The organism is Polaromonas sp. AER18D-145 (assembly GCF_002379095.1).
In the GTDB taxonomy this organism is placed as follows: domain Bacteria; phylum Pseudomonadota; class Gammaproteobacteria; order Burkholderiales; family Burkholderiaceae_C; genus Polaromonas.
Genome location: NZ_NBZV01000032.1, coordinates 43,398 through 55,833, shown reverse-complemented (window position 1 = coordinate 55,833; position 12,436 = coordinate 43,398). Strand labels below are relative to the sequence as shown.

Sequence of the window (12,436 nt, the reverse complement as noted above, 5' to 3'; positions counted from 1 at the left end):
CCCTCCCCCCACCCCTCCCTCGCCCCGCTGGGCGATGGCGGGGAGCTTCATTTGGCCGCGTGTGCTGCGCTCGCGTGCAAACATGAGGGCCGCTTGACTCCGCCCTGACGCGCTTTGCGCGTCAGGGCTCCCCGCATCCGCTTTCGTCCTCCACCCGTCGGGCTGGGCCGAGGAGCGCAGGCAAAAGCGGATCAGGGCTGGCACTTGTTTGAGGCGCAGCCGAGTTTGTGCCTGCCCCCGCTTTTACCGAGCACCGGAGGTTGCCCGCAGCGAAGCGAAGGGACCCAGACCATCGGGTCGCCTTTCTTTTGGGTACTTTTCTTTGGCGAAGCAAAGACAAAGTGCCTCGCCCGCCGGGGCGAGACCCGGCCTGTTTGAAGACCCACCAAAGCGCAGCTTGCACAGGCCTCAACGGGCGCACCTATTGATGTTTTCGTAATGCATGACGCCACTCCGTTCGGACTGAGCCTGTCGAAGCCCTTCGATCCTTCGACAAGCTCAGGACAGGCCGAGCTCAGGGCGAACGGTAGTAAGTTGCCTGTCATGATTTATGGATGCTCAATAGAGCCGAAGAACCTCACGCGTACCGCTTGCTCCGCAAATTGTTCTTCATTTCCTTGAGCAGCGGGTGCAGGGTCGGGCTGCCAATGCGCAGCGCCACGCAGGTGGCGAGGATGTCGATGATCATCAGGTGCAGCAGGCGCGACACCATGGGGCTGTAGCGGTCGTAGCCCTCCGGGTGGTCTGCCGCCAGATGGATGTGGCCAGCGGCGGCCAGCGGCGAGCCACTGGCCGTGATCACGATGGTGGTGGCGCCGTTCTTGCGGGCGATGTCGCAGGCGTCCATCAGATCGCGCGTGCGGCCCGAGTTGGAGATGATCACCACGCAGTCACCCGGCCGGAGCAACGAGGCGCTCATGACCTGCAGGTGCCCGTCGCTGTAGGCGATGGCATGCACCCCGAGGCGGAAGAACTTGTGCTGCGCGTCCTGCGCGACGATGCCGGAATTGCCAACACCGAAAAATTCAATGCGCTGGCCGCTGGAGCAGGTCGCCACCAGGGCCAGCACGGCCTTTTCGATGAGCGCCGAGCTGGCATCGTTGCGGTACTTCAGGAAGGCTGCCACCGTGTTGTCAATCACCTTGACCAGCACGTCGCCGGTCTTGTCATCCGCATCGACACTGCGGTGAATGAAGGGCACACCTTCGCTGACATTGCCAGCCAGCTTGAGTTTGAAGTCCGACAGGCCGTCATAACCGACGCTGCGGCAAAACCGGATCACCGTCGGTTTGCTGACATGGGCACGTGCGGCCAGCTCGGTCACCGGCAGGCTGGCAAAGGCACGCGCATCGCTGAGCACCAGGTGCGCAACCCGCTGCTCGGCCGGCGCCAGCGAAGGCAGGCAGGCTTTGATGCGGTCAAGCACTGGATGAACCCCAAACGTCGCGAACTACGTCCCCGATGGCGTATTCCAAGCAGGGGCCGCGGGTCCGGCTTTGCCGGCCCGCAGGCGCAGCGGCCCCCCCGGGGGGCAGGGAGCTACATGCAGTGAGCGACCGTGGGGGCCACATTGTGCTCAACTCTCTTCGCTCCACCAGTGGCTGTCCCGCGCAATCATCGCGCTCGATGCGCTGGGTCCCCAGGTGCCGGCTGTGTAGGGGCGCGGGCCATCGGTGTCGTGTTGCCAGGCGTCCAGAATCGGTTCGACCCAGCGCCAGGCCTCTTCCTGCTCGTCGCTGCGTACAAACAGGTTCAGCCGGCCATCGATCACGTCCAGCAGCAGGCGTTCGTAGGCGCCGACACGTTCGGTGCCAAAACGCTTGTCAAAGTCGAGGTCCAACTGCACCGGCGCCAGCGTCTGGCTGGCCGCACGGCCGCCTTGGCGGTTGTCCTGGCCTTGCGCCAGCAGGTGCAGTTCCAGCCCGTCCTTGGGCTGCAGGTTGATCACCAGCCGGTTGCCGGCGCCCAGCGGCGACTTGAAGATGGCGTGTGGCGTCGGTCGGAAGTTCACCTCGATGTGGGCGTCGCGGTCGGCCAGGCGTTTGCCGGTGCGTATGTAAAACGGCACCCCGGCCCAGCGCCAGTTGGCGATTTCGGCGCGCAGGGAGACAAAGGTTTCGGTCCGGCTGTCCGGGCTGACGCCGCTTTCCTGCAGGTAGCCGGGCACGGCCTCGCCGTTGATGGTGCCGGCGGTGTACTGGCCGCGAATCACGTGATGCTTCAGGGTTTCCGGTGTCCACGCCTTGAGCGAGCGCAGCACCTTGAGCTTTTCGTCACGGATCGCATCGGCGTGGGCGTTGATCGGCGGCTCCATGCCGATGGCGCAGAGCAGCTGCAGCGCATGGTTTTGCACCATGTCGCGCAGGGCGCCGGTGCTGTCGTAAAAGGCGCCGCGTTTTTCCACGCCCAGCTCTTCGGCAATCGTGATCTGGATGTTGGCAATGGTCTCGCGCCGCCACAGCGGTTCGAACAGGGAGTTGCCGAAACGCAGCGCAAACAGGTTTTGCACCGAGGGTTTGCCGAGGTAGTGATCGATGCGGAAGATCTGCTTTTCCGGCAACACACGCAGCACGGCCTCGTTGATGGCGCGGTTCGAGGCGAGATCATGGCCCAGTGGTTTTTCCAGCACCACGCGGGTTTGCGGGCCATTAAGCCCGACGGCCGCCATGTTTTCGCAGATCGCCTTGAAAAGTGTCGGCGCGGTGGCCAGGTACATCACCACGGTGTCGGCCTGGCGTGCTTTGAGCAGGGTGGCGAGTTCCGCATAGTCGGCCGGACCGGACAGGTCCATGCGCAGGTAGTGCAGCAGCGCGGCAAAACGTTCAAATTCGTCACCGGTGGGGCGTTTGGCCAGCTCGACACTGTCAAAACGTGCGCGTATCAATGCGCGGTACTCTGCATCGCTCATGGCGTCGCGGCCCACGCCCACAATGCGGCCATCCGCGGGCAGCGAGCCGTGCCGGAAGGCCTGGAACAGCGCGGGCATCAATTTGCGCCAGGTCAGGTCGCCCGTGCCGCCAAACAGGACCAGATCAAAACTCATGTTCCCCAACCTTCCCGATCGACCGATATGTAATAAAGTTTCATATGATGTTGCCATAATCGTAACTCAATCAGGTGCTGGTCTTACAGTGCCCTGGCCGTGACCCACCTACACTTTCACCATGAACCAACTCGAAGCCCTCAAGCAGTTCACCACCGTGGTGGCCGACACCGGTGATTTCAAACAACTCGACGCCTACAAGCCGCAGGACGCGACCACCAATCCGTCGCTGATCCTCAAGGCCGTGCAAAAGCCCGACTACCGGCCCTTGCTGGTGGACACCGTGGCGAAGTTTCGCGGCCGCGCGCTGGATGAAACCATGGACCGGCTGCTCGTGCGTTTTGGCTGCGAGATCCTGTCCATCATCCCGGGCCGGGTGTCGACCGAAGTGGATGCGCGCCTGAGCTTCGACAGCAACGCCACCTTCACGCGCGGCGAACGCATCATCGAGCTGTACGAGGCCGAAGGTATCCCCATCGACCGCGTGCTGATCAAGGTGGCAGCCACCTGGGAGGGTATCCAGGCCGCGCGCCGACTCGAAGACCGCGGCATCCACACCAACTTGACCCTGCTTTTTTCCTTCTGCCAGGCGGTGGCCTGCGGACAAGCCGGGGTGCAGCTGATTTCACCCTTTGTCGGCCGCATCTACGACTGGTACAAAAAGTCGGCCGGGGCCGCATGGGACGAGGCCGCCCACGCCGGCACCAACGACCCCGGCGTCCAGTCGGTGCGCCAGATCTACAACCACTACAAGAAATTCGGCATCAAGACCGAGATCATGGGGGCGAGTTTTCGCAACATCGGGCAGATCACCGCCCTGGCTGGTTGTGACCTGCTGACCATCAGCCCCGAACTGCTGGGCCAGCTGGCCGCCAGCGAGGCGCCGCTGGCGCGCGCGCTGGACGCCCGGGCTGCACAGGCGCTGGATCTGCCGGCCGTCGGCTTTGACGAGGTGACCTTCCGCTACGCACTCAACGAAGATGCGATGGCCACCGAAAAGCTGGCTGAAGGCATACGCGCCTTTGCAGCGGACGCGGTCAAGCTTGAACAGCTGATGCTGGCCGCCTGAGTCCGGCCGATGAACCGACCACCTTGCCACCAGACCCCGGCTTGGGCTGCGCTGCAGGCGCAGTTTGAGGCGACAGGGAAAAGTTTCGACCTGCGACAGGCCTTTGCGGCCGATCCCGGCCGGTTCGCAGCCTTCAGCCAGGAGGCGCCGCACGTTTTTGCCGACCTTTCCAAAAACCTGGTCGACGCACCCACCCAGGCCTTGCTGCTGGAGCTGGCGCGCCAGCGTGGCGTGGAGCAATACCGCGATGCGATGTTTGCCGGTGAGAAGATCAACCGCAGCGAAGGTCGTGCGGCCATGCATTTTTTATTGAGAAATCCGGCTCCAGCCCAGCAAGGACGTGCGCTGGTTGCTCCTGAAAATATAGCGGCCGGGCTCCTCCAGGTGCATGAGACCCTGGCCGCCATGCTGGCCTACGCAGAGCAGGTGCGTCTGGACGAGGCCATCACCGACATCGTCAACATCGGCATAGGCGGCTCCGACCTCGGGCCGCAGATGGCGGTGTTGGGGCTTGACGCGTTTCGCATTCCCGGCAAGCGCTTTCATTTTGTCTCCAACGTCGACGGGCAGGAGCTCGCCGGCGTATTGGCGCGACTCAGGCCGCAGAACACCCTGTTCCTGATTGCGTCAAAAACCTTCACGACCACCGAAACCATGACCAATGCCCTGTCGGCAAAGCACTGGTTCGAGGCACAGGGCGGACAGGACATCGCGCGCCATTTCGCGGCGCTGACGACCAACGTCGCAGCGGCTCAAGCCTTTGGCATCAGCACGACCTTCGGCTTCTGGGACTGGGTGGGCGGGCGTTATTCGCTGTGGTCAGCCATTGGCCTGCCGCTGGCCATCAGCATAGGCGCCCAGGGTTTTCGCGAGCTGCTGGCTGGCGCCCACGCGATGGACGGCCATTTTCGCACTGCACCGTTGGCGCAGAACCTGCCGGTGCGCCTGGGTCTGCTCGATGTCTGGTACCGCAACTTTCACCGTTTCACCAGCCGCAGCATCGCGCCCTACAGCAGCGCCTTGCGCCGCTTGCCGGCGTATCTCCAGCAGTTGGAGATGGAGAGCAACGGCAAACGCGTGGACGCCCAGGGGCAGCCGCTGCCTTTTGCCACCGCGCCCGTGCTCTGGGGCGAGCCCGGCACCAATGGCCAGCACGCCTATTTCCAGATGCTGCACCAGGGCACGGACGTGGTGCCGGTCGAGTTTGTCGCAGTCAAAAAATCGTCCCATGGCTTGCCGGGCCACCACGACAAGCTGCTCGCCAACGTGCTGGCCCAAGCCCAGGCGCTGATGCTGGGCCAGGACGATACAGGTGGCCACAAGCATTTTCCCGGCAACCGGCCCAGCACCTTCCTGCTGCTGGATGAACTCATTCCCGCCAGTCTTGGCGCTTTGATTGCGCTGCAGGAACACCGCGTTTTTGTCAGCGGCGCCATCTGGGGCATCAACAGCTTTGACCAGTGGGGCGTCGAGCTCGGCAAGGTGCTGGCCAAAGACATTGAGCCGCGTCTGCGCAGTGGAAATGTTTCGGGGCTGGACGCCTCGACGGCGGGCTTGCTGCAGCGCTTGCGCTGAAGGACAGCCGCGGCGCTCGCGCGGGTCTGGCCTATCATGGCGCGGGGTATTTGCCCCGTCTTTATCCTGAGGAGGAGAAAAAACATGAACTTCGGTCAAGCCATTTCCACCTGTTTCGCCAAGTACGCGATCTTTTCCGGCCGCGCATCGCGCCCTGAATTCTGGTGGTTTTTCCTGTTTCAGGTCCTGGTCTCCATTGCCGCTTCGATGATGGGTGACATGCTCAGCGGCCTGGTGGGTCTGGTCCTGCTGCTGCCGGCCCTGGCCGCAGGCACGCGCCGTCTTCACGACATTGGCAAAAGCGGCTGGTGGCAGCTCATCATGCTCACCGTCATCGGCTGGTTCGTGCTGGTTTACTGGTGGGCCCAGCCGGCCCGTGACGCTGGCAACGAATACGCGCCGACCTGAGTTTCGAATACGCATGAAAAAACCCGCAGGGCTCGCGCTCTGCGGGTTTTTTTCTTTGTGTCTGGCTGCGTGAAAAGCGGCCGGACGCAGCATGAGGGCTTAGCGCAAGGCGCGGGGTCGTAGACAGTACCAAAGGTACGGCAAGACCCCGCAACGCGGCGATCAGCCCTCAGGCAAGGACATTTACATGCCCATGCCGCCCATACCACCCATACCACCCATGTCGCCACCACCCATGCCGCCGCCAGCGCCGGACTCGTCTTTCGGAGCCTCGGCAACCATGCATTCGGTCGTCAGCATCAGTGAAGAGACGGACGCTGCATTTTGCAGGGCTGTGCGGGTCACCTTAGTGGGGTCCAGAATGCCCATGTCGATCATGTCGCCGTACTGGCCGTTCTGGGCGTTGTAGCCGTAGTTGCCTTTGCCGGCCAGCACAGCGTTCACGACAACGCTTGGCTCTTCGCCGGCGTTGGAGACGATGATGCGCAGCGGCTCTTCGATGGCGCGCAGGATCAGCTTGATGCCGGCGTCCTGGTCAGCGTTGTCACCCTTGATGACGCCGGCCGACTGCTTGGCGCGCAGCAGAGCCACGCCGCCACCAGCCACAATGCCTTCTTCCACAGCAGCGCGGGTAGCGTGCAGGGCGTCTTCCACGCGGGCTTTTTTCTCTTTCATTTCGACTTCGGTGGCAGCGCCAACCTTGATCACGGCCACACCGCCGGCCAGCTTGGCCACGCGTTCCTGCAGTTTTTCACGGTCGTAGTCGCTGGTCGCTTCTTCGATCTGGACACGAACCTGCTTGACGCGGGCTTCGATGTCAGCAGCGGCGCCGGCGCCGTCGATGATGATGGTGTTTTCCTTGCCCACTTCGATGCGTTTGGCTTGGCCGAGGTCGGCCAGCGTCACTTTTTCGAGGGTCAGGCCAACTTCTTCAGCGATAACCTTGCCGCCGGTCAGGGTGGCGATGTCTTCCAGCATGGCTTTGCGGCGGTCGCCGAAACCAGGGGCCTTGACAGCCACAACCTTCAGGATGCCGCGGATGGTGTTGACCACCAGCGTGGCCAGGGCTTCGCCTTCGACGTCTTCCGAGATGATCAAGAGCGGACGGCTGGACTTGGCAACTTGCTCCAGGGTGGGCAGCAGGTCACGGATGTTGCTGATTTTTTTGTCGTAGAGCAGCACAAACGGGTTGTCCAGAATCGCGGACTGCTTTTCCGGGTTGTTGATGAAGTAGGGCGACAGGTAGCCGCGGTCAAACTGCATGCCTTCAACCACGTCGAGTTCGCTGTTGAGCGACTTGCCGTCTTCAACAGTGATGACGCCTTCTTTGCCGACCTTGTCCATCGCTTCAGCGATGATCTTGCCGACTTCTTCGTCGCTGTTGGCGGAAATCGTGCCGACCTGGGCAATTTCCTTGCTGGTGGTGGTGGGCTTGGAGGCTTTTTTCAGCTCTTCGACCAGGGCCGTGACAGCCTTGTCGATGCCGCGCTTGAGGTCCATCGGGTTCATGCCGGCGGCGACATACTTCATGCCTTCGCGGACGATGGCTTGTGCCAGAACGGTAGCAGTCGTGGTGCCGTCACCAGCGATGTCGGAAGTCTTGGAAGCAACTTCCTTGACCATCTGCGCGCCCATGTTCTGCAGCTTGTCCTTGAGTTCGATTTCTTTCGCGACGGACACACCGTCCTTGGTCACGGTGGGGGCGCCGAAAGAGCGCTCGAGCACCACGTTACGGCCTTTGGGGCCCAGGGTCACCTTGACCGCGTTGGCCAGGATGTTCACACCCTCGACCATGCGTGCGCGGGCTTCGCCGCCGAAAATGACGTCTTTTGCTGCCATGTTAATTCTCCAAAAAATTCAATAAATAGATGCGAAGGACTGTTGTGGGGGAAGAAAGCGTAGCGAGCAGGTGTCAGGCTAGGCGCACGGAGCGCAGCAACCGGAACGTACTTGGGTACGTGAGGATTGCGAGCACCGCGCAACGACGCCTGGCGCCTGCGCAGTAGCTTTATTTCTCCACAACCGCGAAGAGGTCGTCTTCTTTCATGACCAGCAGTTCGTCGCCATCGACCTTGACGGTCTGGCCACTGTATTTGCCGAACAGGACGCGGTCGCCGACCTTGACGGCCATGGCGCTGATTTCGCCCTTGTCGTTCTTTTTGCCGGGGCCCACAGCCAGCACTTCGCCCTGATCAGGCTTTTCAGCGGCGCTGTCAGGAATGACGATGCCGGAGGCGGTTTTGGTTTCGTTTTCAACACGTTTGACGATCACGCGGTCGTGCAGGGGACGAAGTTTCATGGGAGCTCCTTGTTTTGAAACAGGTTTGGAATCAAAAAGCACCAGCGCGGTACGCGGGTGCTTGTGAATGGGCTGGTGTGAGTGGTTGTTAGCACTCAATACCATCGAGTGCTAATCATAAGGCTGTTTCATGGCAGTTTCAAGTCAGGAAACACAAAAATGGGCCGGACGCTGGTGACTTCATGTCCTGCCGTGGGCGCCGCCGCATGGGCTGAGCGGCATGGTTTGTCCTACAAAAGTCTGGCCGGCGTCTGACAACGGGTGCCCGGTTGCCCATTTAAAGTGACTTGATTGATGGACGGGCACTTTCGCCCACATGGGGGAATTTATGAGCCAATTTGTTATTGCCACGGGAACCGGCCAGCCAGGCATCCGTTACGAGCGTCCAGCGACTGGAGACGGCAGGTTGTACGGGACGGGCATGGGCGGCGGCGTAGTTCGCTCGGCATGGCCGTTTCTTGTCAAAACCGGTACTTCAGCGACGGTCACACAGCTGCAGAAGCATTCCAGCAGCCCGTCGGGCTTTGTGAGCTGATCCCGTAACCACCTGGGGAGGAAAAAGCATGGCTGACGTCAGCGTGGGACAAAGCAATCGGCGGGACCAGAATGAAAACGAAGTGGAAAAAGACAGCACCTTGAACAAGACCTTTGGCGAGGAGGGGACGAACAAGGCGCAGCCCAAGCCCGACCCGAATGCAAAACCAATCGATGTCGGGGGCAAATGGATCGAGCCGTCGCCCTTTACCCGCTGAGAATCTCTCAAGCCGAACAAAAAAGCCACCGCCCCGGGTGGCTTTTTTTCGTCTACCGCCCTGAGCGACAGTGCGGAAACGGGGCCATCCGCCGGTTTCAACCGGCGGATGGGGGTAACTTACTTGAGGCCGGCCGCTGCCCGCAGCACGGCGACCTTGTCCGTTTTTTCCCAGGTGAATTCCGGCTCGTCACGGCCGAAGTGGCCGTAGGCAGCGGTTTTTTCGTAGATCGGACGCAGCAGGTCCAGCATCTGGATGATGCCCTTCGGACGCAGGTCGAAGTGTTCATTGACCAGCGCCGAGAGTTTCTCGTCGGACATCACGCCCGTGCCTTCGGTGTACACCGTGACGTTCATCGGGCGTGCCACGCCAATCGCGTAGGCCACTTGGATCTGGCACTGGCGCGCCAGGCCGGCGGCCACGATGTTTTTGGCCACATAACGGGCGGCGTAGGCGGCGGAACGGTCCACTTTGGACGGGTCCTTGCCGCTGAAAGCGCCGCCGCCGTGCGGGCAGGCGCCGCCGTAGGTGTCCACAATGATCTTGCGGCCAGTCAGGCCGCAATCGCCCTGCGGGCCCCCGATGACAAAACGGCCGGTGGGATTGATCAGGTACTTGGTGTCCTTGAGCCACTCCTTGGGCAGTACCGGCTTGATGATTTCCTCGATGATGGCTTCGGTGAAGCTGGCCTTCATCTTGTGCTGGGTTTCGCTCTGGTCCGGGCTGTGCTGGGTGGACAGCACCACGGTGTCAATGCTGTGTGGCTTGCCATCTACATAACGCATGGTGACCTGGCTTTTTGCGTCCGGACGCAGGAAAGGCAGGCGGCCGTCCTTGCGCAACTGGGCCTGGCGTTCCACCAGGCGGTGCGCGTAATAAATCGGCGCGGGCATCAGCTCCGGCGTTTCGTCGCAGGCGTAGCCGAACATCAGGCCCTGGTCGCCGGCGCCGGTGTTCAGGTGGTCGTCGGACGCGTGGTCCACGCCCTGCGCGATGTCGTTGCTCTGCTTGTCGTAGGCGACCAGCACCGCGCAACCCTTGTAGTCAATGCCGTATTCGGTGTTGTCGTAACCGATGCGCTTGATGGTGTCGCGTGCGACCTGGATGTAGTCCACGTGGGCGTTGGTGGTGATTTCACCGGCCAGCACCACCAGACCGGTGTTGGTCAGGGTTTCGGCGGCCACGCGCGAAAGCGGGTCCTGCTTGAAGATGGCATCGAGGATGGCATCGGAAATCTGGTCGGCTACCTTGTCGGGATGGCCTTCGGAGACGGATTCGGAAGTAAAGAGAAAATCGTTCGCCATTGCGTACACTCCATGAAGTTAGTCGGCGCGTTGCCGGCTTGGGGTGCCTCGGCGAACGCTTTAGCAGTTTGGTTTAATGTCGCCCTGCAAGTTGTTCAGTAACTCGGCGACAGCGGCCATTATATTGTTTTCCTTCCGCCGGCACAGTCCGCACACCTCAGCCCCCGTTCCCAGCCTTTTCATGATCCTGCTGTTCCGTTTTTTCTCCCACTGGCCCTTGCGCGCGCTGCATGCGCTGGGCGCGGCCCTGGGCTGGCTGGTCTGGCTGCTCAGCCCCGCTTACCGCCGGCAGTTTCGCGCCAACGTGGCGCAGGCCGGCATCGGTTTTGACGCGGCCCGGCCGGCGATTGGCGAGGCCGGACGTTTTGTAGCCGAACTGCCCAAGCTCTGGATGCGGCCGCAGACCGAGTCCTGCCTCGGGAACGTGCAGGTCGAAGGCCAACTGCATGCCGAGCAGGCCTTTGGCCAGGGGCGCGGGGTGATTTTTTTCGGACCGCATTGCGGCAGCTTCGAGCTGGGCCCGCAGGCGCTGGCCGAGCTCTATGGCCCGATCACCGCGATTTACCGGCCGGCCCGCAAGCCCTGGCTGGCGGCGATTGAACAGGCGACCCGGCAGCGGCCGCAACTGACGGTGGTGCCCGCCAGCCTGAGCGGCATCCGGCTGATGCACAGGACACTCAAGGCCAACCAGGCCGTGGCCCTGCTGACCGACCAGGTGCCACCCGAGGGGCTGGGGGTATGGGCGCCGTTTTTCGGCAAGCCGGCCTACACCATGACGCTGGCGGCCCGGCTGGCGCTGCAAAGTGGGGCCGTGCTGCTGCCGGTGAGCTGCGAGCGCCTGCCGCGCGGCGAAGGTTACTTCCTCAAGATCTGGCCACCGGTGGCCAGTCTGCAGGCGCAAGAGTTGCCGCCGACCGAAGGCGGCCCGCGCAGCGGGCCATTGCAGGCCGAGATCCTCCATGTCGTGACGCGCATCAACCAGGCGATCGAGGCCATTGTCCTGAGTCAGCCGGGGCAATACCTGTGGGGCTACGCGCGCTACAAGGCCCCACGCAAGGACGCGTTTTGACGCCCGCTCGCCGATGGCTTGGCCGTCTGGTCACCCGATCCGGCATCGGCCTGATGCAGGTGCTGGCGGTATTTCCGTTGCCTCTGGCGCGGGCGCTCGGCGTGGCCCTGGGCTGGGCGCTGTATGGCCTGGTCGGGGCGCGCCGGCGCGTCGTGCGGGCGAATCTGCAGCTGTGTTTTCCCTCCCTCGGCGAGGCCGAGCGGCGCCAGCTGACCCGGCAAACCTTTGTGTATTTTGCGCAGGCCTGGCTGGATCGCGCCTGGCTGTGGCATGCGCCGCAGGTCTGGGTGCGCCAGCGCGTGCGCCTGACCGGCGCGGTACACGAACTCGCCGGCAACGAGCCCACGGTGATCTTTTTGCCGCATTTTGTCGGTCTCGATGCGGCTTGGGCCGCCACCGCCCTGCATTCGCCGCGCCTGTCGACCACCATTTACACCGACCAGTCGAACAAGCTGGTGGACCGGTGGATACTGCGCGGCCGCCAGCGCTTTGGCCACCTGCGGCTGTTCGGACGGGCCGACGGCGTCAAGCCCATCGTGACGGCCTTGCGCGAAGGGCATCCGCTTTACCTGCTGCCCGACATGGACTTTGGTCCCGACGATTCCGTGTTCGTGCCGTTTTACGGTTTGCCGACAGCGACCGTGCCTTCGCTCTCCCGCTTCGCCCGCCTGGGCCGCGCCAAGGTGGTGCCGCTGGTGCCGCGCCTCACGCCCTGGGGCTACGAGGTGGAGGTTCTGCCGGCCTGGACCAACTTCCCGTCCGAGGATCCGGTGGCGGATACCGCTTTCATGAATGCCCAGCTGCAGGCCTACATCGACACCATGCCGGCGCAGTACTACTGGGTGCACAAACGTTTCAAGACGCGGCCGGAAGGTGAGCCCTCGCTCTACCAGGCCGGATCAGCCAGTCTATAGGTG

Annotated in this window: 11 protein-coding genes; 6 read left to right on the top strand and 5 right to left on the bottom strand. The window is 62.6% G+C overall.

Annotation, left to right across the window (positions count from 1 at the left end):
• Positions 1-577: 577 nt before the first annotated feature.
• Together B7G52_RS15775 and zwf are read right to left on the bottom strand one after the other, a co-directional pair.
• Positions 578-1,426, bottom strand: a complete 849-nt coding sequence (locus tag B7G52_RS15775) for a MurR/RpiR family transcriptional regulator (protein WP_096698505.1) — start codon at positions 1,424-1,426, stop codon at positions 578-580.
• Between the two features lie 150 nt (positions 1,427-1,576).
• Positions 1,577-3,043: a glucose-6-phosphate dehydrogenase gene (gene zwf / locus B7G52_RS15770; protein WP_096698504.1), complete on the bottom strand. Its 1,467-nt coding sequence runs from the start codon at positions 3,041-3,043 to the stop codon at positions 1,577-1,579.
• A 121-nt stretch (positions 3,044-3,164) separates the two neighbouring features.
• On the opposite strand from zwf, the gene tal reads away from it, so the two are divergent.
• From tal to B7G52_RS15755, 3 genes are all read left to right on the top strand, one after another.
• Positions 3,165-4,112 carry a transaldolase gene (gene tal, locus B7G52_RS15765; protein ID WP_096698503.1) on the top strand — a complete coding sequence of 316 codons (948 nt, stop codon included), beginning with the start codon at positions 3,165-3,167 and terminating at the stop codon, positions 4,110-4,112.
• A gap of 9 nt (positions 4,113-4,121) precedes the next feature.
• Positions 4,122-5,687, top strand: a complete 1,566-nt coding sequence (gene pgi / locus B7G52_RS15760; protein ID WP_096698502.1) for a glucose-6-phosphate isomerase — start codon at positions 4,122-4,124, stop codon at positions 5,685-5,687.
• A gap of 84 nt (positions 5,688-5,771) precedes the next feature.
• Positions 5,772-6,095 carry a DUF805 domain-containing protein gene (locus tag B7G52_RS15755; protein WP_096698501.1) on the top strand — a complete coding sequence of 108 codons (324 nt, stop codon included), beginning with the start codon at positions 5,772-5,774 and terminating at the stop codon, positions 6,093-6,095.
• Positions 6,096-6,278: 183 nt separating this feature from the next.
• Here the strand turns inward: B7G52_RS15755 and groL are convergent, their stop codons facing one another.
• On the bottom strand, positions 6,279-7,934 hold the full coding sequence (gene groL, locus B7G52_RS15750) for a chaperonin GroEL (RefSeq protein ID WP_096667044.1): 1,656 nt from the start codon (positions 7,932-7,934) through the stop codon (positions 6,279-6,281).
• A gap of 169 nt (positions 7,935-8,103) precedes the next feature.
• Complete coding sequence (gene groES, locus B7G52_RS15745) at positions 8,104-8,394, bottom strand: co-chaperone GroES (RefSeq protein ID WP_096667046.1); 291 nt, start codon at positions 8,392-8,394, stop codon at positions 8,104-8,106.
• Between the two features lie 563 nt (positions 8,395-8,957).
• Between groES and B7G52_RS15740 the strand changes: the two genes are divergently transcribed.
• Positions 8,958-9,146, top strand: a complete 189-nt coding sequence (locus tag B7G52_RS15740; RefSeq protein ID WP_096698500.1) for a hypothetical protein — start codon at positions 8,958-8,960, stop codon at positions 9,144-9,146.
• A gap of 119 nt (positions 9,147-9,265) precedes the next feature.
• On the opposite strand, the gene metK is transcribed toward B7G52_RS15740, so the two are convergent.
• A complete protein-coding gene (gene metK, locus B7G52_RS15735) occupies positions 9,266-10,450 on the bottom strand; it encodes a methionine adenosyltransferase (protein WP_096698499.1) in 1,185 nt (394 codons plus the stop codon).
• Positions 10,451-10,631: 181 nt separating this feature from the next.
• Between metK and B7G52_RS15730 the strand changes: the two genes are divergently transcribed.
• Both B7G52_RS15730 and B7G52_RS15725 read left to right on the top strand, forming a co-directional pair.
• Complete coding sequence (locus B7G52_RS15730; protein WP_096698498.1) at positions 10,632-11,519, top strand: lysophospholipid acyltransferase family protein; 888 nt, start codon at positions 10,632-10,634, stop codon at positions 11,517-11,519.
• Complete coding sequence (locus B7G52_RS15725) at positions 11,516-12,433, top strand: lysophospholipid acyltransferase family protein (protein ID WP_256387731.1); 918 nt, start codon at positions 11,516-11,518, stop codon at positions 12,431-12,433. The genes B7G52_RS15730 and B7G52_RS15725 overlap by 4 nt, the downstream gene beginning before the upstream one ends.
• The last annotated feature ends 3 nt before the right edge of the window (positions 12,434-12,436 follow it).

What these genes read in the sequence shown, in the direction of transcription:
- zwf (WP_096698504.1), bottom strand. Translation starts at nt 3,043, where the DNA reads ATGAGTTTTGATCTGGTCCTGTTTGGCGGCACGGGCGACCTGACCTGG.
- B7G52_RS15740 (WP_096698500.1), top strand. Translation starts at nt 8,958, where the DNA reads ATGGCTGACGTCAGCGTGGGACAAAGCAATCGGCGGGACCAGAATGAA.
- pgi (WP_096698502.1), top strand. Translation starts at nt 4,122, where the DNA reads ATGAACCGACCACCTTGCCACCAGACCCCGGCTTGGGCTGCGCTGCAG.
- metK (WP_096698499.1), bottom strand. Translation starts at nt 10,450, where the DNA reads ATGGCGAACGATTTTCTCTTTACTTCCGAATCCGTCTCCGAAGGCCAT.
- B7G52_RS15730 (WP_096698498.1), top strand. Translation starts at nt 10,632, where the DNA reads ATGATCCTGCTGTTCCGTTTTTTCTCCCACTGGCCCTTGCGCGCGCTG.
- B7G52_RS15755 (WP_096698501.1), top strand. Translation starts at nt 5,772, where the DNA reads ATGAACTTCGGTCAAGCCATTTCCACCTGTTTCGCCAAGTACGCGATC.
- groL (WP_096667044.1), bottom strand. Translation starts at nt 7,934, where the DNA reads ATGGCAGCAAAAGACGTCATTTTCGGCGGCGAAGCCCGCGCACGCATG.
- groES (WP_096667046.1), bottom strand. Translation starts at nt 8,394, where the DNA reads ATGAAACTTCGTCCCCTGCACGACCGCGTGATCGTCAAACGTGTTGAA.
- tal (WP_096698503.1), top strand. Translation starts at nt 3,165, where the DNA reads ATGAACCAACTCGAAGCCCTCAAGCAGTTCACCACCGTGGTGGCCGAC.